Genomic DNA, 26,170 nt, shown 5'->3' with positions numbered 1-26,170 from the left:
CGCGACGCGCTGCGGAGCGTAATCGTGATCCCACTCCCTCGGAGGCTTGTCCGCCACCCGGATCAGCCGGAAGGCTCACGGCGGCAGTTCGCCCCCCTTGACCTAGGGAGTTCAGGCCGACATGGGCTGGAGACGACTGGCAGGTGCGGCGCTGGCCGCCGGTGTGACCTTGCTCGCGGTGCCCGGCACGTCGCACGCCGAGGTGCAGCGCGGCATCGGCCACGAGCACGAGGCCCAGCCCTACCGGGGCAACCCGGCGGGGCCGGACTGGTCCGGCTCCTACATGTGGCGCGGCAAGCAGGTGTGGTGCGTCGCCTACTCCCTCAAGGCTCCCGACAGCGGGGTGGAGTACAAGGAGGGCGACGAGCTGCTGACCAAGGGCGGGGACAGCCTCAGCCCGGAGATCGCGGCGAACATCTCCTACCTCCTGCTGCGCTACTCGACCACCCGTTCGGCGGATGAGGCGTCCGCGCTGTCGCACCTGCTGCACAGCTGGACCGCCTACCCGCACAAGGACATCACCACCGACCCCAACGCCGACTTCCGGCACATCGCCTACGACGAGAAGTTCCACTTCGACCGGCTGCCGCAGAGCGCCCGCGACGCCATCGCGCGGCTCAAGGCCGACGCCGAGGCCAACCGGGGCCCGTGGGCCGCCCAGGTCATCGCGCCGGAGGCGGAGCAGGTCATCGGCTCGCCGGACACCTGGACCGTGGCCATCGCCAAGCAGGGCGGCGGCGGGGTCGGCGGCGTGCCGGTGACCGTGGAGCTGACCGACGCGACGCTGGAGGGCGGCGCCGCCACCGCGGAGCTGACCACCCCCACCGACGGCAAGCCGCTGACGGTCAAGGTGGTGCCGACCGGCGCGAAGCCCTCGTTCAGCGTGAAGCTGGACAGCCCGGCCGACCGGCCCGTCGTGCACGTCCCGGCGGACACCGACATGCAGCGCATCGTCACCACCGGCGGCGAGAAGAAGCTGACCGCGAACGCCTCCACCACGGCCAAGACCGCGCCGGGCGCGGTGAAGGTGGCCAAGACCGACGCCGAGACCGGCAAGGCGCTGGCGGGCGCGGCGCTGCGGGTCACCGCGGCGGACGGCTCGACGCCCGCGATCGGGCAGGACGACGCGCCGCTGGTCGGCCCGGAGGGCACCCCGGTGGTCGTGCAGACCGGCGCGGACGGCACCGCCACCGTGCCCGACCTGCGCACCCCGCAGGACATCTGCCTGATCGAGGTGGCCGCGCCCAAGGGCTACGAGGAGTTCTACGACCCGAACTCGCCGCCCAAGGTGTGCGGCAAGGTCGAGGCCGGGCAGACGCTGGCGCTGGCGCTGACCAACAAGCCGAACAAGCCCGTGGTGCCGATCACCATCCCGGCGGGCGCGGAGGGCGCGGGGGTGGTCGCCAAGGCGGCCTACACCACCGAGCCGAACACCGGCGCGCTGGTCGGCTTCGGCGGCGCGGTCCTGGTGGGCGCGGCCCTGCTGGGCTTCGTGGTGCGCCGCCGCCTGGCAGCGGCCCGCTCGTAGAGTCCTCCCCGTGAAGGCACTGCTGACCGGCGCGGCGGTGGCGGGCGTGCTCGCCGCCGCCGCGCTGGTCGTCGCCCCGCCCGAGGGCCTGGTCCGGCCGGTCGTGCTGGCGGGCCGCGCCGAACCGGCCGAGCCCGCCGTGCCGCACCCGCTGGGCGACAGCCTGCGCACCGGCCGCGGCGTCGACCTGACGGGCGTGCTGGCGGGCGCGAACCCGCCCGCCACCCCGTCCACCCCTCCCCCAGCCACCCCCGACCCGCCCCCGCAGCGGCAGCCGACCGCGCAGCAGCCGGGCACCGTGCGGCTGCCCGCGGGCTCCACCGCCACGCTGGTGCGCCGCGAGGTCACCGCGGACGGCACCCTGCCGGTGCCCGACGGCGTCGGCGAGGCCACCTGGTGGGGCGTGGACCTGGGCGCCGCCGAAGGCGCCACGGTGCTCGCCGGGCACGTCAACTGGAAGGGCGCCACCGGCCCGTTCGACGAGCTGTGGCGGGCGCGGGTCGGCGGCGAGGTCACCGTGGTCGACACCGCGGGCAAGGCGTTCCGGTTCACCGTCAGCGAGGTCGCCACGGTGCGCAAGGACGACCTGCCGCGCCGGGCGGTGGAGCTGTTCGGGCCGCGCGGCGGGCACCGCCTGGTGCTGGTCACCTGCGGCGGGCGCTGGGTCGGCGGGCAGCTGGGCTACGAGGAGAACCGGGTGGTGATCGCGACTCCGGCGGGGTAGCGCGCAACCTCGGGGCACCCCGAGCCGTCTTGATCGGTGTGAAGCGATGGGGCTTGGTCTCTACTGCTGTCGCGCTGGCGTTGACGCTCGTGGTGCTGGCGGTCATGGGGGCGCGTGAACCGCTGCCCGGCAACGACGCGGGCGAGCTGGCCGCGCCGCTGCCGATGGCGCCGCGGGTGCCCACCAGCAGTTCCAGCGGTCCGCCGCCGACGGTGCCGCCCCCGGCGAACCCGCCGTCGTGGATGCGCCGCCTGCAGCCCAACGAGAAGCCGCCGCAGTTCGTGCTGTTCTCCTTCGACGGCGCCGCGTCCAAGGCGCACTGGGACCGCGTGCTGCCGCTGACCAAGCGGGTCAACGCGCACGTCACCGGCCTGCTGTCGGGCGTGTACCTGGTGGCCGACCAGGACAAGAGGAGCTACACCGGGCCGGGGCACGAGCCGGGGTACGCCTCCATCAGCTTCGGCGGCACCCGGCAGGAGGTGGCGCAGCGCATCGAGTACCTCAACGACGCCATCGAGGCGGGCCACGAGATCGGCACCCACTACAACGGCCACTACTGCCAGGGCGACGAGCCCAGCGTCGGCCGCTGGGACACCGCCGCGTGGAACCGCGAGCTGGACCAGTTCTTCGAGATCGTGGACAAGGCCAGGCGGCAGGGCTTCGCCCTGGACCCGGCGGCGGTGCGCGGCGGGCGCACGCCGTGCCTGGAGGGCAAGTGGGACCAGGCTTTCCCGGCCATGAAGCAGCACGGCCTGGTCTACGACACCAGCCACGTCAGCCTGGGCGTGGTGTGGCCGTCGGTGCAGGACGGGCTGTGGGAGTTCCCCATGCCCGAGGTGCGCGTGCCCGCGCTGGGCAAGCAGGTCGTGATGATGGACTTCAACCTCTGGTACGCGCTCAACGGCGCCAAGGAGGACGCCTCGAGGGCCGCCGAGTACACCCAGGTCGTGGTGGACACCTACCGCTCGGTGTACCGCAAGACGTTCAACAGCAACCGCGCGCCGCTGGTCATCGGCAACCACTTCAACGAGTGGGCGGGCGGCGCGTTCAGCGCGGCGGTCGAGCAGTACATGGGCGAGGTGTGCGTGCAGCCGGAGACCGTCTGCGCCACCTACACCGAGGTCATCCAGTGGATGCAATTGCAAGACCCCGTTGTGCTGGAGCAGTTCCGCCGGATGCCCGCCGCGCGGAACTGATTGCCGCGCAACACTTCCGGCGATCTGGCGCAGCCCTGGGTGGACGCTCTAACGTGGGTCGTGCCGCCGCGCCCCACGGAGATCGAGCATCCGAGGAGTTGCGCATGAAAGCCACGAAGACGGCTCGTCGCGTCCCGCCCAAGCCCAAGCGCGCCTGGGTCAGGCCCGACTTCCGGGACGTGGACACCCCCATGGAGGTCACCGCGTACGCCGCCCGCGCCTGACCAGCCGTCCCCGCCGTGGCTCCGGCCTGCCACGGGGTCACGGCCGACTCGAAGGGTCGCGGATGAGCCGACCGCTGGCGCCCGAGGAGTTCACCGCCCGGCTGCGGGCGCTGTCGTCGCGCTACTGGGACGACCACCCGTTCCACCTGCGGCTGCACGCGGGCGCGCTGGGCGAGCACGAGCTGCGGTCGTGGGCCGCGAACCGCTGGTACTACCAGCGCCGCATCCCGCAGAAGGACGCGGCGATCCTGGCCAACTGCCCGCTGCCGGAGGTGCGGCGGCGGTGGCGCGAGCGGATCGCCTGGCACGACGGCGAGCGCGCGGGCGAGGGCGGCGCGGAGAACTGGCTGCGCATGGCCGAGGCCGTGGGGCTGTCCAGGCAGGAGGTGCTCGACGAGCGGCACGTGCTGCCCGGTGTCCGGTTCGCCGTGGACGCCTACGTGACCTTCGCGCGCACCAAGCCGTGGGTCGAGGGGGTGGCCTCGGGGCTGACCGAGATGTTCTCCCGCGGCCTGATGGCGCGCAGGCTGGCCGACATGCGCGAGCGCTACCCGTGGATCGCCGAGGACGGCTTCGCCTACTTCACCTCGCGGCTGGCGGTGGTGGCCGACGAGGGCAAGTCCACCTTGGACATCGTGGTGCGGCACTGCCGCACGCGCGAGCAGCAGGACGCGGCGGTGGCCGCGCTGGCGTTCAAGTGCGACGTGCTGCGGGCGATCCTGGACGCGGTCGACTACCACGCGAGCGGGTCGTGAGCGCGGTGGACGTGGTGCCGCGACTGCGCCCCGGCGTCAAGCGGAGCTACGACGAGGTGCGGCGCTGCCACGTGGTGCTGTTCCCCGAGGGGGTGCTGGTGCTCAACGAGACCGCCGCCGCGGTGGTGGGGCTGTGCGACGGGCGCAACTCCGTCCGCGACATCGCCGCCCGGCTGGCCGCCGAGTTCGACGGGGTGCGGGTGGCGGACGTGGTGGAGCTGGTGGGCAGGCTGGCCGAGCGGAGGGTGGTGGAGCTGCGTGGCTGAGCCGCCGTTCGGGCTGCTCGCGGAGCTGACCCACCGCTGCCCGCTCAGCTGCGGGTACTGCTCGAACCCGGTGGAGCTGGTGCGCCGCGAGGCCGAGCTGGGCACCGCGCGCTGGTGCGAGGTGTTCGACCAGGCCCGCGCGCTGGGCGTGCTGCAGGTCCACCTCTCCGGCGGGGAGCCGCTGGCGCGCGGGGACCTGCCCGAGCTGGTCGAGCACGCGGCCGGGCTGGGCTGCTACGTGAACCTGGTGACCAGCGGGCTGGGCCTGACCGCCCGACGGCTGGCCGACCTGGCCGCGCGCGGCGTCGACCACGTGCAGCTGTCGGTGCAGGACGCCCGGCCCGGCGAGGCCGACCTGATCGCGGGCGCGCGGGCGTTCGACCACAAGCTCGCCGCCGCCGGGCTGGTGCGGGAACTGGGCCTGCCGCTGACGGTGAACGCGGTGCTGCACCGGCTGAACCTGGACCGCGTGGACGGGATCATCGCGCTGGCCGAGCGGATGGGCGCGCAGCGGTTGGAGCTGGCCAACACCCAGTACTACGGCTGGGCGCTGCGCAACCGGGCGGCGCTGCTGCCGCGCCCGGACCAGCTGGCCCGCGCCGCCGAGGTGGTGGCCGCGGCGCGGGAGCGGCTGGCCGGGCGGATGGAGCTGGTCCACGTCGTCGCGGACTACCACGAGGCGCACCCCAAGCCCTGCATGCACGGCTGGGGCGCGCGGCAGCTCACCGTCGCGCCCGACGGCGACGTGCTGCCGTGCCCGGCGGCCGGGGTGATCCCGGACCTGGGCGTGGAGAACGTGCGGGACCGCCCGCTGGCCGACATCTGGCACCACTCGCGCGCGTTCAACGCCTTCCGCGGGTTCGACTGGATGCGCGAGCCGTGCCGCGGCTGCCCGCGCAAGGAGCTGGACTTCGGCGGCTGCCGCTGCCAGGCGTTCCAGCTCACCGGTGACGCGGCGAACACCGACCCGGTGTGCTCGCTGTCCCCGCACCGCGCCGAGGTGGACCGCGTGCTGGCGCTGGAGCCGGAGCCCGCCGCGCCGGTCCGGCGGGGGTTCGGGCGGTGAAGGTCGTGCTGCTGGGCACCGCGGCGGGCGGCGGTGCGCCGCAGTGGAACTGCGCGTGCGAGCTGTGCGCGCGCACCCGTGCGGGCGGGTTGCCCGCGCGGTCCCAGGACTGCCTGGCGGTCAGCGGGAACGGCGCGGACTGGTGGCTGGTCAACGCCTCCCCGGACCTGCGGGTCCAGCTGGCGGTCACGCCGGAGCTGGCGGCCGGGCCGGGGCCTCGGGACACCCCGGTGCGCGGGGTGCTGCTCACCGACGCCGAACTGGACCACACCCTCGGACTGCTGACGCTGCGCGGGGCCGCCGGGTTGGCGGTGCACGCGCCCGCCGCGGTGCTGCGCGCCTTGGCGGACACCCGCGCGGTGCTGGCGACCTACGCCGCGTGGTCGTGGCAGGAGGTCGGTTCCGAGCGGCCGGTGGAGCTGGCGGGCGGGCTCGTGGTGACCGCGCACCCGGTCAGCGGCAAGCGCCCCAAGTACGTCGGCGAGTCCTCTGTGGACGGTTCCTGGGTGGTGGCGTACCGGTTCGCCGACCCCGTCACCGGCGGCTCGCTGCTGTACGCGCCCTGCCTGGCCGCGTGGCCCGACGGGTTCGACGACCTGCTCGCCGCCTCGGACGTGGCGCTGCTGGACGGCACCTTCCACGCGCCGTCGGAGATGGGCTCGGCGACCGGCCGGGCGGGCGGGCAGGCCGCGATGGGGCACCTGCCGATCGTCGACAGCCTGCCCCGGCTGCGCCGCCACCCCGGCGTGCGGCGCGTCTACACGCACCTGAACAACACCAACCCCGTGCTCGACCCGTCCTCGGCGGAGCACGACGCGCTGCGGGAGGCGGGCGTGGAGGTGCTGCCCGACGGGGCGCTGCTGGAGCTGTGATCGGGGGGTTGGACCTACCGCGCGGCAGCCCGCCGGTCGGGAGAATCGGCGCATGACGGACAAGGACCTGCTGCGCGGCGCGAGCGACCGCGCGCTGGCGGTCGTGCTGGCCATGGCGAAGGCGCCGCTGGCGGTGCTGGGGTTGCCGCTGGTGCCGCTGCAACTCCTCGGCTACCCGCTGATCCTGGTCACCGTCGGCGTGCCGCTGACGCTGGGCGCGACCGCCCTGGCCCGCGGCTACGCCAACCTGCACCGCGACCTCGCGGGCCGGGTGCTGGGCGAGCAGATCCCCCGCCCGTACCGCGCGCCCGCCAACCGGGGGCCGATGACGCGCGTGCGGACCATCGCCACCGACCCGGCGACGTGGCGGGACCTGGCGTTCCTGCCGCTCAACGCGATCGTGTCGGTGCTCTTCGGCTTCCTGCCCGCCGCGCTGTGGGCCAGCGGCGCGCTGGCCATGGCCACCCCGCTGCTGTGGCAGCTGGGCGCGGACGGGCTGGCCTACCTCGGGATCGACGAGCGCACCCCCGGCGGCTACGTCGCCGTGCCGCTGCTGGCCACCGCCCACCTGGCGCTGGCGTGGTGGGCAACGCCCCGGCTGGTGCGGGTGCCCGCGCTGCTGGCCAGGTGGCTGCTCGCGCCGTCCGCGCGGGCCGCGCTGAGCACCCGCGTGCGCCAGCTCGCCGACTCGCGCGCGGACACCGTGGACGCGCAGGCCGCCGAGCTGCGCCGGATCGAGCGCGACCTGCACGACGGCGCGCAGGCCAGGCTGGTGGCGCTGGGCATGAGCCTGGGCATGGCCGAGGAGCTGCTGGCGCGCGACCCGGAGGCGGTGCGCGCCCTGCTGGCCGAGGCGCGCGAGTCGTCCTCCCTGGCGCTGGCCGAGCTGCGCGGCCTGGTGCGCGGCATCCACCCGCCGGTGCTGGCCGACCGCGGCCTGGACGGCGCGCTGCGGGCGCTGGCGCTGGCCCACCCGCTGCCGGTGGCGGTGGACGTGGAGCTGGCGGGCCGCCCGCAGGCCCCGGTGGAGTCCGCCGCCTACTTCGCGGCGGCCGAGGCGCTGACCAACGTGGCCAAGCACAGCGGCGCGACCGGGGCGTGGCTGCGCGCGCGGCACGAGGCGGGCGTGCTGAGGCTGGTCGTCGGCGACGACGGCCGCGGCGGCGCGCGGGCGGACGCGGGCGGCGGGTTGCGGGGGATCGAGCGCAGGCTGGCCGCCTTCGACGGCACACTCGTGATCACGAGCCCGGTCGGCGGGCCGACCACCGTGACCATGGAGCTGCCGTGCGCGTTGTCCTCGGAGAAGACCTCGTCCTGCTCAGAGACGGCCTGATCAGACTGCTGCGGGCCTACGACTTCGAGGTCGTCGAGGCGGTCGACTCCGGTCCGGCGCTGCTGGAGGCGCTGGTGCGGCACCGGCCGGACGTGGCGGTGGTGGACGTCCGGCTGCCGCCGACGTTCACCGACGAGGGGCTGCGCGCGGCCATCCGGGCCCGCAAGCGCGTGCCGGGGCTGCCGGTGCTGGTGCTCTCGCAGTACGTCGAGCGGCTCTACGCGCGCGAACTGCTGTCCGACCGCGGCGGCGCGGTCGGCTACCTGCTCAAGGACCGGGTCTCGGACGTGCGGCAGTTCGTCGACGCGATCCGCCGGGTGGCCGCGGGCGGCACCGCGATGGACCCCGAGGTGGTCACCCAGCTGCTCGCCCGAGGCGGTCGCGACCAGTCGCTGGCCGCGCTGACCCCGCGCGAGCGGGAAGTGCTCTCGCTGATGGCGGAGGGCCGTTCGAACGGGGCCATCGCGGCGCGGCTGTTCGTCACCGAGAAAGCGGTCGGCAAGCACATCGCGAACATCTTCGCCAAGTTGGACCTGCCGCTGTCGGAGGACGACAACCGCCGGGTGCTCGCGGTGCTGGCTTATTTGGACCGGCTGTAAATCGTTTCTTAGGCTAAGTAGCATTTCCTTTCCCGACGACCTGGGAGAGCCCGGTGGACCGAACCGCAAACCTCGCCGAGGAACTGCTCGACCTCATGGCGCGGCAGTCGCCGTTGAGCGTGACGCTCTTCGGCTTGCCCGGATATGACGACCTGCTCACCGACCACCGCGAGGAAGCGGACGAATCCGCGCGGGCGCGGGCGCTGGCGATAGCCGAGCGGGCCCGCGCCGTGCCCGCCGACGACGACCCGGTGACCAGGGCCGTGGTCGTGCAGCAGGCCGAATCCCTGGTCGACCAGATCGACGCGCGCGGCGTCGAGTACACGATCACCGACTCGTTCTTCGCCCCGGTCGGCGAGCTGCTGACCATCATGCCGATGGTCCAGGTCGCCTCCGCCCGGCAGGAGCGCGACTACCTGGCCCGGCTCGCGGCCGTGCCGGAGTTCCTGCGGACCGTCGCCGGGCGGCACCGCGCGGGCGCGGCGGCCGGGCGGACCCCGGTGGCGCACCTGGTGCGGGCCGCCGTGGCGCACCTGGACCGCTACCTGGCCGCCGACCAGGACCCCTTGGCCCAGCACGCGGGCGGGGCGGAGTTCGGCGCCGAGCGCGACCGGCTGCTGGCCGAGGCGGTGCGGCCCGCGTTCGCCGAGTACCGCGACGTGCTCGCCGACCTGGTCCCCACCGGTCGCCCCGAGGACAAGGCGGGCCTGTGCTGGCTGCCCGGCGGCGACGCCGCGTACGCCGCGCTGGCCCGCGCCCAGACCACGACCCGCCGCACCCCCGAGGAGGTGCACCGGACCGGGCTGGAGGTCGTCGCGGGCCTGGCCGAGGAGTACGCCGAGATCGGCGGCCGGGTCTTCGGCACCACCGACGTGGCCGAGATCTTCCAGCGGCTGCGCACCGACCCGGCCCTGCGCTGGGACTCCGAGCAGGAGCTGCTCAGCGCCGCCCGCGCGGCCGTGACCAGGGCGGAGGAGGCCGCGCCGCGCTGGTTCGGGCGGCTGCCCGACGGCCGCTGCGAGGTCGAGCCGGTGCCCCCGGCCGACGCCCCCGGCGCGCCCACCGCGTACTACACGCCGCCGTCGCTGGACGGCACCCGGCCGGGCACCTACTACGCCAACACCCACCGGGTGCGGGAGCGGTTCCGCTACCAGGCCGAGACCATCGCCTTCCACGAGGCGGTGCCGGGGCACCACTTCCAGATCGCGCTGGCCCAGCAGCTGACCGACCTGCCGGTGCTGCGCAGGCTGGCGCCGGTGACGGCGTACCTGGAGGGCTGGGGGCTGTACTGCGAGCGCCTGGCCGACGAGATGGGGCTGTACTCCGACGACGTGGCGCGGCTGGGGATGCTCGCCATGGACTCCCTGCGGGCCGGGCGGCTGGTGGTGGACACCGGCCTGCACGCGCACGGCTGGAGCCGCGAGCGGGGCATCGCCTACCTGCGGGAGAACACGCCGGTGGCGCTGGTGGAGATCGAGTCGGAGGTGGACCGCTACATCGCCGCGCCGGGCCAGGCGCTGGCGTACATGGTGGGGCGGCTGGAGGTGCAGCGCGTCCGCGCCGAGGCGGAGGCGGCGCTGGGGGCGCGGTTCGACATCCGGGCGTTCCACGACGTGGTGCTCGGCGGCGGGCCGCTGCCGCTGGCGGTGCTGGACCAGGTGGTCCGCGACTGGGCGGCGGGGCAGGCCGCCTGAGGCGCGGTGCTCGGACGCCCGGTTCGCGGGTCAGCGGCGGATGTGGGGGTGCTCGTCCAGGTCGGGGTCCGGGTGGTAGCCGGTCTCGGCGAACAGCGCCTGCGCCTGGTCGCTCAGCTGGGCGGCCAGGTCGTGCTGGCCGCGCCGGACGCGCACCCGCGACAGCGTGCGCAGGGCGCGGATCTCGACCGGGCGGTAGCCGCAGGCGCGGGCGCGCTCCAGCGCCACCTCGCCGTGCAGCTGCGCCTGGTCCAGGTCGCCCAGCCGCACCAGCGCCGCCGCGAGGCGGGTCAGCGCGTCGGTCTCGCCCCAGCTGAAGCTGGTCTCCCTGGCCAGCTCCAGCGCCCGCAGGTGGTGGGCCTGCGCCTCGGCCGCCGCGCCCAGCCGCAGGCACACCGCGCCCAGCGCGTTGAGCGTCCACGCCAGGGTGCCCCGGTCGCCGATCCGCTCGGTCAGCTCCACCGCCAGCTCCGCGTCGGCGCGGGTCCGCGCGGTCACCCCGGTCGTGCAGCGCAGCAGCGCCCGGCCCGCCAGCGCGGTCGCCTCGCCGTAGCGGTAGCCCAGCTCGCGGTTGGTCCCCAGCGCCCTGGCGTAGAGGTCCTCGGCCGCGTCGTGCTCGCCCAGGTCGCGGTGCGCGTTGCCCAGGTCCACCAGCAGCACCGCCACGTTGAACCGCGCGCCGGTCCGCTCGCCCAGCTCCAGGGCCCGGCCGAAGTGCTCGCGGGCCCGCGTCAGCTCGCCCAGCTGCCAGTACGCGAACCCGACGTTGGCCAGCGACATCGTGATGCCCGCCGGGTTGTCCTGCTCCTCGTACAGCCGCAGGGACCGCAGCCCGCAGGCGATGGCCTCGCGCGGCGCGCCCAGGCGCTGGTGGGCGGCGCTGAGGTTGTTCAGCGCCGCCGCCTCGCCCTCGGCCCAGCCGCTGCCCGCGTGGCCGCGCAGCGCGGCGGTCAGGTGCTCGACGGCCTCCTCGTAGCGGCCGTTGTTCACGCAGGCCAGCGCGATGCTCTGGTGCATCGCGGCCTGGGCGCGCCGGTCACCGGCGGCGTGCGCGGCGGCCAGCCCGGCGGACGCCGCGGCCAGCCACTCGGCGTGGTGGCCGCGGTGGTGGAAGAACGCGCGCAGGGCGTCGGCCAGGTGCCAGGCGTGCGGGCGCGGCCCGCGCCGGGCCGCGGCGTCCACCGCCGCGGTGAGGTTGGCCCACTCCTCGTCCAGCCACGCCAGCGCCGCGTCGGCGTCCGGGAACCGGTCCGTCGGCGGGGTGGGGCGGGGCAGCCGCAGGAAGTGCGGGATGAGCGCGCGCCCGGCCGCGTCGGCGGTGCTCAGGTAGTGCTCGTAGAGGCGTTCGCGGGCCCGTTCCCGGTCGTGCTCGTCGTCCTCGGCCTCGGCGCGGTCCACCGCGTACCGGCGCAGCAGGTCGTGGGAGCGGTAGCGGCCCCGGCCGTGCCGCTCCACCAGGTGCGCCGCGGCCAGCGCCTTGAGCTGCCGGTTCACCACCGCCTGCGGCTGCCCCACCAGCGCGGACACCGCCTCCGCGGTGAACGTCCGCCCCGGCACCGCGCCCAGCCCGCGGAACAGCCGCCGCTGCTCGGCGGGCAGCGCCCGGTAGGACAGCGCCATGGCCCGCGCCACCGGGCTCTCCCCCGCGCCGTCCACGGTCAGCTCGGCCAGCAGGTCGCCCTGGGACAGCTCCCGCACCAGGTAGCCCAGCTCCGGCTCGGGCCCGGCGGCGGCGTTGGCCGCGGCGATGCGCAGCGCCAGCGGCAGGTGCCCGCACAGCCTGGCCAGCTGCGCCGCGGCGGCGGGCTCCGCGCTGACGTGCTCGCGGCCCAGCGCCTCCTCCAGCAGCCGCAGCGAATCGCGCTCGGGCAGCACGTCCAGCGGCAGCGCCCGCGCCCCGGCCAGCGCCACCAGCTCGCCCAGCCGGTTGCGGCTGGTCACCAGCACCGCGCCGGAGGGCGGCAGCAGCGGCGTGACCTGCGCGGCGTCGCGCGCGTTGTCCAGCACCACCAGCACCCGCCTGCCCGCCACGGTGGAGCGGAACAGCTTGGCCTGGCCGTCCAGGTCCGGCGGCACCGACCTGGGGTCGCAGCCCAGCCCGCGCAGCAGCTGGGCCAGCGCGGCCGACGGCGGCAGCGGCTCGTGCTCGGCGTCGAACCCGCGCAGGTCCACGTACAGCTGCCCGTCCGGGAACCGCTCGCGCGCGCGGTGCGCCCAGCGCAGCGCGAGGGCGGTCTTGCCGACACCGGGGGCGCCGCTGACCACCCAGATGTCCGTGCCACCCGCCGGGCCGCCCGCCGCGCCGGTCCCGGCGTCCAGTTTGGCCAGCTCCGCCTCGCGGCCGACGAACCCGGCCACGTCGTGCGGCAGCTCGGCCGGGCGGGCGGGTTCGGCCGCGCGCTCGGTCGCGCGCGGGGCGTCCGGGGGCGGGTCGCCGCGCAGGATGCGGGTCTCCAGCTCGCGCAGCTCGGGGGCGGGGTCCAGGCCGAACTCGTCGGCCAGCCTGGTGCGCAGCGCCCGGTAGGCGGCCAGGGCGTCGTTGGTGCGCCCCTCCCGGTGCAGGCTGTGCATCAGCAGGCCGACCAGCCGCTGCCGCACCGGCTGCTCGGCCACCGCCTCGGTCAGCTCGTCGAGCACCTGCCTGCCCTCGCCCAGCCGCACCAGGATCTCCAGCCAGTCCTCCAGCGCCGTCCAGCGGGCCTCCCGCAGGCCGCCGCACAGCCGGTCGCGCACCTCCGGCGGGGCGGCGTCGGCCAGCGGCTCGCCGCGCCACAGCGCCAGCGCCCGGCCCAGCAGCTCGGCGGCGCGCTCGTCGTCCGCCTCGCGGGCGAGGGCCACCAGCCGGGCGAAGCGGTGCGCGTCGACGGCGGCCGGGTCGACCCTGAGCACGTACCCGGCGCCCTCGTTGGCGATCTCGGGCGGGTCATCGGCCTGCCGGAAGGCGGTGCGCAGCCGGGAGACCAGCGTTTGCACCGTGCCTCGGGCGGAGGCGGGCGGGGCGGGGCCCCAGACGAGGTCGATCAGCCGGTCCACCGGCACCGAGCGGTTGGCCTCCAGCGCCAGCACGGCGAGCACCAAGCGCTGCTTGCGGGAGCCGAGGTCCAGCCGCCGCCCGGCCGACCACGCCTCGACCGCGCCGAGGACGCGGAGATCCAATGGCCACCTCCAGCGCCAGTATGCCGAGCGCGTGCGCGCCGATCATCTCCTGGCTCTGTAGACGCCGGTCAGCCCTGAGTGGTTGCCCCGGTCGGGCTACCCCGCCGGGTCGGGTCGCGCGGCGGCGCGGGCGACTCGCCCCCACGAATGCGTGTTCACCCCACAGTGGGTACAGGCGCATTGAGCAGTGCCCCCGACGGGATTCGAACCCGTACTGTGACTCTTTTAAGGAGCCTGCCTCTACCCGGTTGGGCTACGGGGGCAGCGGGGAGCCTAGGCCGTTACCGTGTGTTCGTGGGGCTTGTTGCACGCACTTCCCCCGCACGGCTCAATGCGAAGCTTTATCGAGCTCATTCGGGTAATGGGCCGAGCGCACTCATACCGAGTACGACTTCGTGATATGCGTCACAGCCCAATGCGAGTTCTACGAGTTCATCCCGCAATGCTGCGGTGAAGCCGATACCAAAACCCAGGGCAGTAGCCACCAGATAAGCGGTCTGGGACAAGTGGCCCACATCCATTTGGACCACTCGATAGGCGCGCGAGGTGTCGTAGCGCCACCGCGTCCGCTCCAGCACCGCGGTGTAGGCCAGCACCAGCGGGGCCCGCCCCACCCACTCCTGATCACCTGCGGCTTCGGACATCTCCTCGGCCGTCCACACCGGACCGATCCGCTCCAGCACGTGCGCCGAGCCGTCGTAGTGGTACCAGCCCGGCGCCAGCCCCTCGACGGAGCGCGCATGGACGTAGACCTCCACCGGGTGCCTTCCGCCCCCCGATGGAGTGGTCTTGAACACTGTCCCGCTGCGGCCGATCCGAGGGCGCACCGGGGAGGGTGCCGCGAGCACCGCGAGAAGTTCACCCACTCGGCCCAACGGCAACGGACCGTCACCGAACTCGCGGGTCGTGCGGCGGGCCAGCAGGACGTCGAACAGCCCCTCCCGCGCCCACGACGGCCGCGCCGGGCGGGCGGGCAGCGGCACCCGCTCGCCGCCTAGGCTGCGGAACGGCGGGGGCGGCGGCACGGTGGACAGCTTGGCCTCCAGCGCCGCGTCGTGCTCGTCGGCCCCCAAGTACGGCGCGTCGCCCAGCGTGCGGCTGGCGAAGTGGAAGTACCGCGCCGAGGCGCCCCAGTCCGCCCAGCCGCGCAGCAGCCGCAGCTCCTCCTCGTGCCTCGGCGAGCCCTCCACCACCAGCACGCCCGCCTCGACCAGCTCGTCGAGCACCTTGCGCAGCGCCACCCGGTCGGCCTCGGCCAGCGGGGCGAGCAGCTCGTCCACGTCGGCGAACCGGGCGAACTTGCGGCACAGCAGCTCGGCGGTCTCGCTGATGGCGAACTGGCGGTGGTGCAGGTAGTCGTCCCAGATCACGGTGCCGTCCCGGTAGAACAGCGCCGCGTGCTCAGCGACCTTGACCCGCACCGAGCAGCTCCTCGAACCGGCCCGCCACCCAGTCGTGCACCGCGTCGGACACCCGCTCGTCACCCGCGCGGTGCTCGAACCAGCGCCAGTCGCAGTTGACGTTGACCTCCAGGAAGACGTGCTCACCACCCGCGACGAGCAGGTCGAACGCGGCGACCTGGAGCCGCCAGTGCCTGGCCAGCGCCCGCAGCCGCCCGGCCAGCCCGTGCGGCACCTCGACCGGGGTCACCCGCACCGCGTCGGGGTCCACCCACAGCTGCGCCGGGTCCAGCTTGTCCACCTGGTAGGCCAGGCAGCGCTCACCGACCACGAAGATCCGCAGCTCGGTGTCCGCGCCGACGTACTGCTGCACGATCACCGGGGCGGGCTCGGGCGCGTCGCCCGCGCGGTGGGTCTCCAGCGGGCGCGGGAACAGGCCGTGCTGCACGCCGGGGCGCGGCTCCAGCAGGTGGCGGCCCGTGGTCTTGACGATGCACCGGCCGCCGCCGGGGCGGGTGCGGCCGGGCCGGGTGGTCACCGCGGTGCGCGGCACCGCCAGGCCGAACGCGGCGGCGTCGGCGAGCTGGGTGAGCCGGTCCAGGTGGGCGGTGTGGCGCACCGGGTTGACGTGGGCCCAGTCGCCGCGGGTGGACAGCCAGTTGGCCACCGCGCCCCACTGGTCGGCGGCGTAGGCCGCGGCCAGGGTGCCCGGCTCGACGGGCAGCGCGGCGAGCTCGAAGTGCCTGCGCCACACCAGGACCGGGCGCAGCAGCCAGCGGTCCAGCTCCAGCAGCGGGGTGTCGGTGTAGACGGTCAGCGGCAGGTCGACGCACCGGTCGGCGTCGATGCGGGCCATCCGGATGCCGCGCTCGGCCAGCGCGATGGACAGCTCGTTCATCTCCATGTCGGCGGAGCGGGCGAGCACCAGCACGCAGGGCACCGGTTCGCCGTCACCCTCGTCGACCACGCCCAGGCTGTGCACCTTCTCCTGGAAGTCCAGGCACTGGGGGTGGGTGCGGAAGAGGTAGTCCTGGCCTTGCAGCAGCAGTGGGGTGGGTTTCGCGGCTCGAACGCCTTCGGGCGGGGGCACCAGATCGCTCCCCCGCCCGGAAGCGGACATGCTCAGTCGTCTTTCTTGCTGCGGAAACACTTTCCAGCGGTGGCGTACTCGGCGGCGTACTCCGCCAGCGCACGATCCTCGATCTCACCGCGGCGAAGCTGTGCGGCCAGCTCCTCGAGAGACATCGCGGTCACCTTCTCTCCCCACACTTGTGCTTCACGCATTCAGGTGATGCACCAGCCGTAGTCTGTGGTTCACGTTACGCAATGTCAAGACGGCCCGTTGGCATTGCTCTGAACGGGGGATTAAGTTACGGCCTTGGGCCAGATGGACGTGAGCCCACTGCCCCCGAACGGGGCAGTGGGCGGCGACGCTCAGCTCTTGGTGGCGCGGTCGAACTCGGCCTTGGGGTCGTGGATCTGCCCCAGCGCGACCACCTCGCGACCGGAGAACAGCGCCTGCGTCCAGTCCACGAAGATGCGGAACTTGCGGTTGACCGTGGGCATGAACATCACGTGGTAGCTGCGGTGCATGAACCACGCCACGACGCCCTTGAACCGCAGGCCGAACACGTCGGCCACGCCCTTGTACAGGCCCAGCCCGGCCACCGAGCCCAGGTACTTGTGGTAGTAGTCCTTGGGCTTCTTGCCGCGCAGGCTGGCCACGATGTTGGCGGCCAGCAGCTTGGACTGCCGGATCGCGTGCTGCGCGTTGGGCACGCAGGTCGCGTTCGGGTCCTCCTCGGTGCGCGAGAGGTCGGGCACCGCCGAGCAGTCGCCCGCCGCCCACACGCCGGGCAGGCCGACCACCTGCATGGCCGCAGTGCACCGGACGCGACCGCGCTCGTCCAGCGGCAGGTCGGTATTGCGCAGCACCGGGTTGGCCTTCATGCCCGCGGTCCAGATGATGGTGTCCGAGTCGAACTCGGTGCCGTCGTCGAGCACCACGTGGCCGCCCTCCAGCGACTTCACGCGGGTGTCGAGGTAGCACTTGATGCCGCGCTTCTCCAGCTGCTCGACGGTGTAGACGCCCAGCGGGGCGCTCACCTCGGGCATGATCCGGCCCGCGGCCTCGACCAGCACCCAGTGCATGTCCTCGGGCTTGAGGCCCTCGTAGTAGCGCAGCGCGTAGCGCGCCATGTCCTCCAGCTCGGCCAGCGTCTCGATGCCCGCGAAGCCGCCGCCGATCACCACGAAGCTGAGCAGCCTGCGGCGCAGCTCCGGGTCGTTGGTGCTGGCCGCCTGGTCCAGCCGGGACAGCACGTGGTTGCGCAGGTAGATGGCCTCGCCGATGGTCTTCATGCCGATGCCGACCTCGGGCAGGCCGGGGATGGGCAGGGTGCGCGAGATCGCGCCCAGCGCGGAGACCAGCACGTCGTACTCGAACTCCTCGACGTGCCCGTCGGCCAGCTCCACGGTCACGGCCTTGCGCGCGTGCTCGATCTTGGTCGCGCGGCCGGTGACCACGTGGCAGCGCTTGAGGACGCGGCGCAGCGGCACCACGACGTGGCGCGGCTCGATCGACCCGGCCGCCGCCTCGGGGAGGAACGGCTGGTAGGTCATGTGCGGCTGCGGGTCGATGACGGTCACGGACGCCTCACCGGAACGCAGCTTCCTCTGCAGCCCCAGCGCGGTGTACATGCCGACGTACCCACCGCCGACGATCACGATCCGTGTGGGTTGCGACTTCACAGCAGCCATACGGACATGGTGACACCGGACCCGCCCATAGCGCGTATCGGCGAGCCCCGTTGTGACGACTGTCGCGAGGTGATGGTTGACACGCAGCCGCCCACCTGCGCTGATCGGCGAACCCGCTGCGAGGATCGATCCAGCGGACCGGTGGAGGACCGTTCCGTCAGCCCTTGCGGCGCATCAGGAGGACCGCCGCGACCACCAGCCCGACCGCGGCGAGCAACCCCACGACCTCCACTGCGGGAGCCGTTCGGCTGACCGGCAAAAGGGTGATCATGCCCGCGAGGGTGAGCACGGCGAGTTGCACCGAGAGGAACCGGACCGCCGGCTTCTTTAGGGCGAACGGGTGAACCCGCGATCGGGCGGGCAGGAGCGCCGCGTAGCCGCACAGGACGTGCAGCAGGTGCAGCAGCACGACCAGGGCCAGCACCCCCGGCCGCACCGGCGGCCCACCCGCGAGCACCACCGCCGCCGCCGGGTAGGCGATCGCCAGCGCGGACGCGGCCGACGCCGGGATGGCCGCGGCGACCCCCACCAGGACCAGGTAGAGCCCCAGCACCAGCGGTGCCACCCCGTTGGCCGACAGCACCCCGGCGACCGCCGCGCCCACCGCGACCACCGCCGCGCGCAGCACCCAGCCCGGCCACCCCGGCCCCAGCACCCCGTCCGGTTCGGCGGCATTCCGTTCCGGCGGCGCGGTCACCGGACCACCCGCCGTCCCGGCCGGGCCGCCAGCCGCAGCGCGCCCGCCAGCGGCGCGCCACCCCCGTCCCAGCGCACCACGACCACGCCGTGCCGCCGCATCGCCTCCAGCCGGACCTCGTGCTCCAGCTCCACGATCCGCGCCGCGCCGGGCCCCCACGGCGTCTCCGGGTCCGGCGTCAGCGGCCCCGGCAGCACGTCCACCGCCAGCACCGCGTTGCCGCGCCGGGCGGCGTGCACGGTCAGCTCCACCACCGGGGCGTCCAGGAACGGCGACAGCACCACCACCAGCGCGCCGTGCGGCACGTGCAGCACCGGCTTCGGCGCCCACCCCGCCGACCGCGCGCACCGCACCAGCCCGGTGCGCAGCCGAAGCAGCTGCCGCCGCCCCACCCCCGCCCGCACGCCCAGCTGCGGTCGGCCCAGGTCGGCCAGCGCCACCCGGTCTCCCTGCCGCAGGTAGCCCGCGGCCAGCGAAGCCGCCGCGGTCACCGCCAGGTCCAGGCTGCCGCCCGGCCGGACGGTGACCGCGCGACCGGTGGCCGTCCAGTCCGCCACCTCGGCGGTCACGTCCAGCCGGGTGTCCAGCGCCAGCAGCACGTCCGCGTCGGCCTCCGCGTGGTGCTCGCGCACGTGCAGCGCGCCCGCGCGCAGCGACACCCGCCAGTCCACCCGCCGCAGCCGGTCCCCCGGCTGGAAGGCGCGGATGTCGCGCAGCTCCACCGAGTCGCCCGGCCTGCGCGCGCGGTGCGCCCCCACCAGCCCGAGCGGGCGGGCGGGCAGCAGCCCGGCGGGCAGCGGCCGGACCGGGGGCAGCGTGGTGCGGCCCAGCTCCGGCGCGGTCACCGGACCGTGCACCAGCAGCCCGTCCGGGCCCGCGACCAGGTGGTCCGGGCGCAGCGCGGCGCCCTGCCCCCAGCTGTCGCGGCGCAGCGCCACGGTCACCGCCCCGGCGGAGGCGGGCAGCAGGTGCACCGGCCCCACGCCCTCCTCCCGCCCGTCGGGCAGCCGGACCGCCATCAGCTCGGCGCCCTCGTCGCCGTCGAGCTCCACGGTGGCCCTGGTGGAGCCCACCTCCCCGATCCTGGGCAGCGCCCGGACCCGCACCGACGGCGTGCCGCCCACCGGGGACACCAGCGCGACCAGCGTCGAGACCAGCAGCGGCGCGCCCAGCAGCACCAGCTCGACCCGGTGCAGCAGCGCGCCGAGCACCACCATGCCCACCCCCAGCCCCACCCCGCGCACCAGCGCGTCGGTGGGGTGCCAGCGCGCCCCCCGGCCCCCGGTGAACGCCTCCCGGACGCGCTCGGCGCGGCTCACCGCCGGGCACCCGCCGGTCCGGGAACCCGGCCCAGCAGCTCGGTGACGACCTCCACCCCCGTCGTGCCCGAGGTCCACGTCTCCGGGCGCAGCGTCAGCCGGTGCGCCAGCGCCGGGACCGCGCACTCCTTGACGTCCTCGGGCAGCACGAAGTCCCGCCCGTCCAGCACCGCCAGCGCCCGCGCCACCAGCACCAGCGCCTGCGCGCCGCGCGGCGACGCGCCGACCTCCACGGCCGGGTGGGCGCGGGTGGCGGAGGCCAGGTCGACGCAGTACCGCAGCACGTCCTGGTCCACCGGCACCTGTTCGACGCCGCGCTGCAGCACCGCCAGCCCGCCCTCGGCCAGCACCGGCGCCACCTCGGTCTCCTCCCGCTGCCGGGCCAGCCTGCGGCGCAGCACCTCCACCTCCTCCTCCGGCGGCGGGTAGCCGATGTCCAGGCGCAGCAGGAACCGGTCCAGCTGCGCCTCCGGCAGCGGGTAGGTGCCCTCGTACTCGACCGGGTTCGCGGTGGCCAGCACGTGGAACGGGCGCGGCAGCGGGAACGTGCGGCCCTCCACCGTGACCTGGCGCTCCTGCATGGCCTCCAGCAGCGCGGACTGCGTCTTGGGCGGGGTGCGGTTGATCTCGTCGGCCAGCAGCAGACCGGTGAACAGCGGGCCCTGCCGGAAGCTGAACTCGCGTGCGCCGGGGTCGTAGAGGAACGAGCCGGTCACGTCGGCGGGCAGCAGGTCGGGGGTGCACTGCAGGCGGGTGAAGTCCAGCCGCAGCGCTTGGGCCAGGGTGCGCGCCATCAGCGTCTTGCCCAGGCCGGGCACGTCCTCCAGCAGCACGTGCCCGCCCGCCAGCAGGGCGGCCAGCGCCAGCCGCAGGGAGCGCCGCCGCCCCACCACGACGGTGCCGACGGCGGCCAGCACCGCCTCGGCCTCGGCGGCGATGCTCTCGGTGGTCGTCACAGCTCCTCCAGCAGCTCGGCGAGCCTCTTCGGGTCGGGCAGGGGCGCTTTCGGGTCGGTCACCAGGCGGTGCAGCTCGGGCCCGAGCAACCGCTCGGCGCGCGGGTCGGCCAGGTCCGGCACGCCGTGCCGCTGGCGCAGCCGGGCCTGGGCGAGCCGCCGGAGCCGGGGGTGCACGCGACTGGCGAAGCGGTCCGGGTCCACGGCTGCCTCGGCCAGCCGGGTGGCCAGCGTGCTGGCCTGCACGTGCACCACACCGCCGGGTTCGACCGGCGGGGGCGACCAGACCACGTCGGTGGCCCTGGGCAGCCGCCCGACCAGCAGCGCCAGCGCCGCGGCGGGCAGGGCGACCAGCGCCGCCCAGTGCGGCGGCGCGCCCGCCCGGTGCAGCGCGAACCCGGTGACCGCGCCCGTCAGCAGCGCCGCGCCGAGCGAGCCGACCCGGCCCAGCAGCGGGGTCACCCGAGGTCCCGCACGATGCGCTCCAGCGCGTCCGCGGCGGTGCGCGCGTCGGCGTCGGTGACCTCGCCGCTGCCGAACCGGGCGCGCTGGTAGACCCGCCGCAGCGCACCCGTGGCGTCGGGGTCCACCCGGTGGCGGGTCAGCAGCCCACCGGTGAACTCGGTCGGCGTCTGGTGCGCTTCCCTCGGCGTCCCCGACGCCGCGGCGGCCCGCTCCAGCGTCAACCAGGCGGCGACCACCGCGTCCCCCGGCGGCCCGCTGTCAGCGGCGCGCAGGTCCGCCAGCGCCCGGCGGGCACCGCGCACCAGCACCTCCGCAGGCGCGGGCGTGTCGTCCGGCGACGACTCCTCGGCGACGTGCCCCGCACCGCGCCGCCTGCGCCGCCAAGAGGCGTCCCGCAGGTAGCCGACGAGCAGCCAGAGGAGGGCGGCACCCAGCAGCACCAGCACGAACAGCACCAGGGCGACCAGCGACGCACCCGTCACGCTGCCCTCGACGTCGGTGCTCTCGACGCCCCGCACCGGCGGCTGGGTCCACGTCGGCGCGTCGGCACCCGCCGCGTCGCGGGGCCCGTAGGGCACCGGTGAGGTCCCGCGCGCCGCCAAGGCGACCAGGACCAGCGCGGAGCCCACCACGAGCGCGAGCGCGGGTCGGGACCTCATGCCGTCAGGATGCCCCCTCCCTCCTCCCCCGCGCCCCGTTTCCCCTCAACCCGCGCGAGTCGAACGCCCGAGTTCGCGCAACACGTCCTCGACCAGGGTCACGGTGGACATCCTGATCACATCGGCGTCCTCGAAACCCTGTTCCGCGGCGGCGGCGAGGGCAGGCAGCACACCGTCCGGGTCCGTCCCGTGGTGGCGCATCGCCGCCACGGCGCAGCGGACCACCTCTCCCGCCAGATCACTCGACGCGAGCTCCCGCAGCGTCCGGGCCAACCGCGCCGGGTCGGTCGTGCGCAGCAGCCGCAGGACGTCGAGCCCGTCCTTCGGCTTGAGGCGGTGCGGTTGCTCCCGGCGCTCATCGATCTTGATCATCTTCGACACCAGCAGGGCCGCCGGTCCGGCCACCCTGATCCGGAAGGACCGCGTGTCCACGCCGTCGAGAGCGGTGATCGAGTGCACCTCGTTGTCCACGACCGAAGCTTCCAGTCCCAACGTCCGCCGAGCGACCCGGTTGCCGTGCCCCGGCAGCCGGGCGCCCCTCCTGCCCCCGACACCGCTGAGCGCTTCGGGGACCATCAGGTCGACCGCCACCCGCCCGCGTCCCAGCCAGGTCCCCGGCTGACCACCGGGGACGAACCCGGCCGCGCGCATGGCCTCGCCGATCAGCGGTTCGTCCGCCAGCCTGCTGGGTGTCAGCGCCAGGTCGGCGTCGGTGGTGGTCGGCGCGGTCGAGAGGTCCGCGTCCCCGCTGTGCAAGTAGACGGCCTGGGCTCCGACCAGGACGGCGGCGTCGCGGTGCGGTCCCAGCGCGTCGAGCGCGTCGAGCAGGACGGATCGGGCCACCACGTACTCGGCGGGGGTCACGAGGCCCACCCCAGAGCCGACACCAGGTGCTCGGCCTCCTCGCTCGACCGACCGGGGCCGGTCAGGAGGTCGGCCACCACCTGCGCGGGAGCGGCGCACCTGATCCCACCGACCAGCCGGGCCTTCTCGTGCACGACCTCGTCGTACGGCCGCGCCACGAGCACGTTCGCCCCCCGCTCGACCCTCCTGAGCCCCAACCGGGTCATCAGGTCGACCGGGTCCTCCGCGTACAGGCTCAGGGAAACCAGCGGGGACAGCGGTGTCACGCCCTCCGGCAGGTACGCCCGCGCGGCCGCCGAGCCGGTCACCGCGACGCCCCCACCGACGCCCGACATCGCGGTCAGCGCGTGGTTCACGCCACGCGGGTCGAGTGCGGGCACGACTTCGTTGGAGCTCATCAGTCGGTAGTCCTCCACCCACCTGCCGACCAGCGCCCGCTTGCGCACGGCGACGACCGCTCCGCCTTCTCCGCGTTCGACGACGGCTTCCCGGTCCAGCAGGTCGAGCACCCTGGCGCTGGACGCCGCGCCGACGCCGGCCCGCTCGGCCAGTTCCCGGACGCCCACCGGCAGGGCGGTCTCGCACAGCTCCAGCACCACCTTCGCGGCGGCGGGGCCGCGCAGCGATTTGAGCAAGCGGTCGGCGGGGTCGCGGAACCCGCTCCGGTCGGCCCCGGCCCGGTCGATGAAGACCGCCGGGCGGTCGATCGCGAGGCGGAGGTTGCCGGTGGCGTCGAACCACCCCAGACCGTGTTCCGCCAGCCGCGCGCGGGTGCGGGGCGAGACGAACGGCGCGACCAGGATCGCCCCACCGACGTCGTCGGTGCGGTAGGACTCGATCCGCGCGGCCACCGCGGCGACGTCCCTGGGCGTCACCGCGGCCTTCGACTCGATCAGGACGACGGTGCTCGTGCCGTCCGGCGCGGTGAGCACGAGCCGCGCGTCGGCCCTGCCCGCACGGCGGCCACGGTTGGGCTGGTGCGCCACCTCCCAGGTGGGCGGGAGCGCCTCTCGAACAGCCTGCCCGGCGGACCACACCAGCTCCGCACTCGCCGTTCCAAGTTTTATCGGATTCCGTGACACGCGGAACAGGCTACATTGCGGAACGGCTGGTTCCGCCCACTTACTTGTCGCTCAAACGGGTGGTCTTGGGCGTTCGGCTCGCGGGGAGCCGGGAGGTCAGAGGCCTGCGGTGGTTTTGGCGGTGCGCAGGACGTCCTCCACCATGGACTGCGTCAGCAGGCCGGTCTGGGTGTTGCGCTGGCTCACGTGGTAGCAGCCGAACACGTGCAGCGGCGGGCCGCCGTCCAGCGCGGGCAGCTCGTACGCCACCCCGTGCCCGAAGACCGGCCGGGGCCGGGGCACCTCCCAGCACGCGGCCAGCACGGGCAGCAACGCCTGCCAGCCGAACGCCCCCAGCACGACCACCGCCCGCAGCGTCGGCCGCAGCAGCTCCAGTTCGTGCACCAGCCACGGTCGGCAGTTGTCGCGCTCGGCGGGCGTCGGCTTGTTCTGCGGCGGGGCGCACTTGACCGGCGCGGTGATCCGGGTGCCGAACAGCTCCAGGCCGTCGTCCGCGCGCACCGCCGTCGGCTGGGACGCCAGCCCCACGGCGTGCAGCGCGGCGTAGAGCACCTCGCCGGACCTGTCGCCGGTGAACATGCGGCCGGTGCGGTTGGCGCCGTGCGCCGCCGGAGCCAGACCGACCACGGCCAGCGCCGCGTCGGGCGGGCCGAAGCCGGGCACCGGCCGCCCCCAGTACTCCTCGGCGCGGAACGCCGCCCGCTTGACCCGCGCCACCTCCTCGCGCCACGCCACCAGCCTGGGGCACGCGCGGCAGGTGGTCACCCGCCGGTCCAGTTCCTCAAGGCTGCGCACCGCGCCCGCTCCCGACCGTAGAGTTCGACCATGACCGACAAGGACACCGACGCCAAGCCCGAGGACGACAAGGACCTGCCGACCGACGACCTGGTCACCACACAGCACAGCACCACCGTCAAGCGCCGCAAGCTGAACTACACCACCACGACCGGACGGGTGGTGCTGCGGCAGGAGGTGCTGACCGACGGCAAGTTCGACGGGCACCAGCCGAAGGCGGAGGTCTTCCTCACCGCGTACACGCTGGACGGCGCCGACCCGACCAAGCGGCCCGTCACGTTCGCCTTCAACGGCGGCCCCGGCTCGTCGAGCGTGTGGCTGCACCTGGGCCTGTTCGGGCCGCGCCGGGTGGTCTCCGGCGACGTCGGCGACCTGGTGCCGCCGCCGTACGAGCTGGTGGACAACGCCGAGACGCTGCTCGCGCACAGCGACCTGGTCTTCATCGACCCGGTCTCCACCGGCTACTCCCGCGCGGTGAAGGGCGAGAAGCCCGGCGAGTACCACGGGTTCAAGGGCGACATCGAGTCCGTCGGCGAGGTGATCCGGCTGTGGACCTCGCGCAACGGCCGGTGGATGTCGCCGAAGTTCCTCGCGGGCGAGTCCTACGGCACCACTCGCGCGGCGGCGCTGGCCGAGCACCTGCAGACCCGGTACGGCATGTACCTCAACGGCCTGGTGCTCATCTCGTCCGTGCTGGACTTCGCGACGCTGGACTTCAACGAGGGCAACGACCTCCCGCACACCCTGTTCCTGCCGACCTACGCCGCCATCGCGCACTACCACGGCCTGCACGGCGACCGGCCGCTGGCGGAGGTGCTGGCCGAGGCCGAGGAGTTCGCCTCGCGGGACTACCCGTGGGCGCTGGCGCGCGGGCACCGGCTGTCCACCGAGGAGCGCGCGGACGCGGTGGCCCGCCTGGCCGCCCTGACCGGTCTGTCCGAGGACTACGTGGACCGGGTGGACCTGCGGATCGAGCACGTGCGGTTCTTCACCGAGCTGCTGCGCTCGCAGCGCAAGGTGGTGGGCAGGTTGGACGCCCGCTTCACCGGTTGGGACGCCGACTACGGCCGCGAGCTGTTCAGCGAGGACCCGTCGTACTCGGCGATCCTCGGCCCGTACACGGCGGCGCTGAACCACTACGTGCGCACCGAGCTGGGGTACTCCAACGACCTGCCGTACGAGATCATCTCGCGGTCGGTGCACCCGTGGTCGTTCAAGGAGTTCGAGGGCGCGCACGTCACCGTCGCGGGCAAGCTCGCGGCGGCGATGCGGGCGAACCCGCACCTGCGGGTGCACGTCGCCTTCGGCTACCACGACGGCGCGACGCCGTACTACGCGGCCGAGCACGTGTTGGCGCACCTGCAGATCCCGAAGGAGCTGCACGACAACATCGAGTCGGCCTACTACCCGGCGGGACACATGATGTACGTGCACGAGCCGTCGCGGGTGCAGCAGTCGAAGGACATCGCCGCTTTCGTCCAGTCGGCGTCGAACCGCTAGCGCGTCCACGCACGACCGCCGCGGTGACCCCCGGCTTCTCCTGCGAGAGCGCCGGGGGCCGCCGCACTCGCGTCAGTCCTTCAGGCCGGCGACGAACGCCGCCCACCGCGCGCGCGGAACCACGATCGGCCCGGACTCGCGGTGCTTGGTGTCCCACACACCGACGACGGACGGTCCGTGAGCCACCTCGACGCAGGTGTTCGCGCCGTCGCTGAAACTGCTGGTCCTGCGTTCGCCCCAAGGGATGTTGGCGGTCATGCC

General features: G+C 74.5%; 26 protein-coding genes and 1 tRNA gene. 12 read left to right on the top strand and 15 right to left on the bottom strand.

Annotated elements, in window-relative coordinates; translation table 11 throughout:
• Positions 1-121: 121 nt before the first annotated feature.
• The 11 genes from JOF41_RS34915 (at position 122) to JOF41_RS34865 (ending at position 10,257) form a co-directional block, all read left to right on the top strand.
• A complete protein-coding gene (locus JOF41_RS34915; RefSeq protein WP_209623869.1) occupies positions 122-1,528 on the top strand; it encodes an MSCRAMM family protein in 1,407 nt (468 codons plus the stop codon).
• Positions 1,529-1,538: 10 nt separating this feature from the next.
• The gene (locus JOF41_RS34910; protein WP_307867665.1) at positions 1,539-2,252 is read left to right on the top strand and encodes a class F sortase; all 714 of its coding nucleotides are present in this window, start codon (positions 1,539-1,541) and stop codon (positions 2,250-2,252) included.
• 38 nt (positions 2,253-2,290) lie between these two features.
• Positions 2,291-3,448: a polysaccharide deacetylase family protein gene (locus JOF41_RS34905; protein ID WP_189224391.1), complete on the top strand. Its 1,158-nt coding sequence runs from the start codon at positions 2,291-2,293 to the stop codon at positions 3,446-3,448.
• A 104-nt stretch (positions 3,449-3,552) separates the two neighbouring features.
• A complete protein-coding gene (gene pqqA, locus JOF41_RS34900; protein ID WP_189224390.1) occupies positions 3,553-3,672 on the top strand; it encodes a pyrroloquinoline quinone precursor peptide PqqA in 120 nt (39 codons plus the stop codon).
• A 62-nt stretch (positions 3,673-3,734) separates the two neighbouring features.
• Positions 3,735-4,427 carry a pyrroloquinoline-quinone synthase PqqC gene (gene pqqC / locus JOF41_RS34895; RefSeq protein WP_189224389.1) on the top strand — a complete coding sequence of 231 codons (693 nt, stop codon included), beginning with the start codon at positions 3,735-3,737 and terminating at the stop codon, positions 4,425-4,427.
• A complete protein-coding gene (gene pqqD / locus JOF41_RS34890) occupies positions 4,424-4,693 on the top strand; it encodes a pyrroloquinoline quinone biosynthesis peptide chaperone PqqD (RefSeq protein WP_189224388.1) in 270 nt (89 codons plus the stop codon). The genes pqqC and pqqD overlap by 4 nt, the downstream gene beginning before the upstream one ends.
• Positions 4,686-5,759 carry a pyrroloquinoline quinone biosynthesis protein PqqE gene (gene pqqE, locus JOF41_RS34885; RefSeq protein WP_189224387.1) on the top strand — a complete coding sequence of 358 codons (1,074 nt, stop codon included), beginning with the start codon at positions 4,686-4,688 and terminating at the stop codon, positions 5,757-5,759. The genes pqqD and pqqE overlap by 8 nt, the downstream gene beginning before the upstream one ends.
• Positions 5,756-6,631, top strand: a complete 876-nt coding sequence (gene pqqB / locus JOF41_RS34880) for a pyrroloquinoline quinone biosynthesis protein PqqB (RefSeq protein ID WP_209623868.1) — start codon at positions 5,756-5,758, stop codon at positions 6,629-6,631. Before pqqE ends, pqqB begins: the two co-directional genes overlap by 4 nt.
• Positions 6,632-6,683: 52 nt before the next feature.
• A complete protein-coding gene (locus JOF41_RS34875; protein WP_209623867.1) occupies positions 6,684-7,964 on the top strand; it encodes a sensor histidine kinase in 1,281 nt (426 codons plus the stop codon).
• A complete protein-coding gene (locus JOF41_RS34870) occupies positions 7,916-8,563 on the top strand; it encodes a LuxR C-terminal-related transcriptional regulator (protein ID WP_189224384.1) in 648 nt (215 codons plus the stop codon). Before JOF41_RS34875 ends, JOF41_RS34870 begins: the two co-directional genes overlap by 49 nt.
• Positions 8,564-8,616: 53 nt before the next feature.
• The gene (locus JOF41_RS34865; RefSeq protein WP_307867664.1) at positions 8,617-10,257 is read left to right on the top strand and encodes a DUF885 domain-containing protein; all 1,641 of its coding nucleotides are present in this window, start codon (positions 8,617-8,619) and stop codon (positions 10,255-10,257) included.
• Positions 10,258-10,287: 30 nt separating this feature from the next.
• Here the strand turns inward: JOF41_RS34865 and JOF41_RS34860 are convergent, their stop codons facing one another.
• The 14 genes from JOF41_RS34860 to JOF41_RS34800 all read right to left on the bottom strand — a co-directional run bounded on the left by JOF41_RS34860 (position 10,288) and on the right by JOF41_RS34800 (position 24,409).
• Positions 10,288-13,413, bottom strand: a complete 3,126-nt coding sequence (locus tag JOF41_RS34860) for an AfsR/SARP family transcriptional regulator (RefSeq protein ID WP_209623866.1) — start codon at positions 13,411-13,413, stop codon at positions 10,288-10,290.
• Between the two features lie 188 nt (positions 13,414-13,601).
• Positions 13,602-13,676, bottom strand: a tRNA-Leu gene (locus JOF41_RS34855).
• Between the two features lie 87 nt (positions 13,677-13,763).
• Entirely contained in the window at positions 13,764-14,834 is a 1,071-nt protein-coding gene (locus JOF41_RS34850; RefSeq protein WP_189224382.1) for a SagB family peptide dehydrogenase, read from the bottom strand.
• The gene (locus JOF41_RS34845; protein ID WP_229795853.1) at positions 14,815-15,903 is read right to left on the bottom strand and encodes an ATP-grasp domain-containing protein; all 1,089 of its coding nucleotides are present in this window, start codon (positions 15,901-15,903) and stop codon (positions 14,815-14,817) included. Before JOF41_RS34845 ends, JOF41_RS34850 begins: the two co-directional genes overlap by 20 nt.
• A gap of 32 nt (positions 15,904-15,935) precedes the next feature.
• Positions 15,936-16,058, bottom strand: coding sequence for a hypothetical protein (locus JOF41_RS38040; RefSeq protein ID WP_268248749.1), 123 nt, complete (start codon positions 16,056-16,058; stop codon positions 15,936-15,938).
• Positions 16,059-16,247: 189 nt separating this feature from the next.
• Entirely contained in the window at positions 16,248-17,573 is a 1,326-nt protein-coding gene (locus JOF41_RS34840) for an NAD(P)/FAD-dependent oxidoreductase (protein ID WP_189224380.1), read from the bottom strand.
• 157 nt (positions 17,574-17,730) lie between these two features.
• Entirely contained in the window at positions 17,731-18,270 is a 540-nt protein-coding gene (locus tag JOF41_RS34835; RefSeq protein ID WP_209623865.1) for a hypothetical protein, read from the bottom strand.
• Positions 18,267-19,589 carry a DUF58 domain-containing protein gene (locus JOF41_RS34830; RefSeq protein ID WP_209623864.1) on the bottom strand — a complete coding sequence of 441 codons (1,323 nt, stop codon included), beginning with the start codon at positions 19,587-19,589 and terminating at the stop codon, positions 18,267-18,269. The genes JOF41_RS34835 and JOF41_RS34830 overlap by 4 nt, the downstream gene beginning before the upstream one ends.
• Complete coding sequence (locus JOF41_RS34825; protein WP_209623863.1) at positions 19,586-20,545, bottom strand: AAA family ATPase; 960 nt, start codon at positions 20,543-20,545, stop codon at positions 19,586-19,588. The genes JOF41_RS34830 and JOF41_RS34825 overlap by 4 nt, the downstream gene beginning before the upstream one ends.
• Positions 20,542-21,006: a hypothetical protein gene (locus JOF41_RS34820; RefSeq protein WP_209623862.1), complete on the bottom strand. Its 465-nt coding sequence runs from the start codon at positions 21,004-21,006 to the stop codon at positions 20,542-20,544. The genes JOF41_RS34825 and JOF41_RS34820 overlap by 4 nt, the downstream gene beginning before the upstream one ends.
• The gene (locus tag JOF41_RS34815; RefSeq protein ID WP_209623861.1) at positions 21,003-21,668 is read right to left on the bottom strand and encodes a DUF4129 domain-containing protein; all 666 of its coding nucleotides are present in this window, start codon (positions 21,666-21,668) and stop codon (positions 21,003-21,005) included. Before JOF41_RS34815 ends, JOF41_RS34820 begins: the two co-directional genes overlap by 4 nt.
• Positions 21,669-21,713: 45 nt before the next feature.
• The gene (locus JOF41_RS34810) at positions 21,714-22,532 is read right to left on the bottom strand and encodes a GSU2403 family nucleotidyltransferase fold protein (RefSeq protein WP_209623860.1); all 819 of its coding nucleotides are present in this window, start codon (positions 22,530-22,532) and stop codon (positions 21,714-21,716) included.
• A complete protein-coding gene (locus JOF41_RS34805) occupies positions 22,529-23,518 on the bottom strand; it encodes a type IV toxin-antitoxin system AbiEi family antitoxin (RefSeq protein ID WP_209623859.1) in 990 nt (329 codons plus the stop codon). Before JOF41_RS34805 ends, JOF41_RS34810 begins: the two co-directional genes overlap by 4 nt.
• Before the next feature lie 192 nt (positions 23,519-23,710).
• Positions 23,711-24,409 (bottom strand): uracil-DNA glycosylase, encoded by a 699-nt coding sequence (locus JOF41_RS34800; RefSeq protein WP_209623858.1) that lies wholly within the window; start codon positions 24,407-24,409, stop codon positions 23,711-23,713.
• A 30-nt stretch (positions 24,410-24,439) separates the two neighbouring features.
• Between JOF41_RS34800 and JOF41_RS34795 the strand changes: the two genes are divergently transcribed.
• Positions 24,440-25,909: a S10 family peptidase gene (locus tag JOF41_RS34795; RefSeq protein WP_189224373.1), complete on the top strand. Its 1,470-nt coding sequence runs from the start codon at positions 24,440-24,442 to the stop codon at positions 25,907-25,909.
• A gap of 72 nt (positions 25,910-25,981) precedes the next feature.
• Here the strand turns inward: JOF41_RS34795 and JOF41_RS34790 are convergent, their stop codons facing one another.
• Positions 25,982-26,167, bottom strand: a complete 186-nt coding sequence (locus JOF41_RS34790; RefSeq protein WP_209623857.1) for a DUF397 domain-containing protein — start codon at positions 26,165-26,167, stop codon at positions 25,982-25,984.
• Between the last annotated feature and the right edge of the window lie 3 nt (positions 26,168-26,170).

It is taken from the genome of Saccharothrix coeruleofusca (genome assembly GCF_017876325.1).
GTDB classification, from domain to species: Bacteria; Actinomycetota; Actinomycetes; order Mycobacteriales; family Pseudonocardiaceae; genus Actinosynnema; species Actinosynnema coeruleofuscum.
This window is presented reverse-complemented; position numbering and strand designations above follow the sequence as displayed.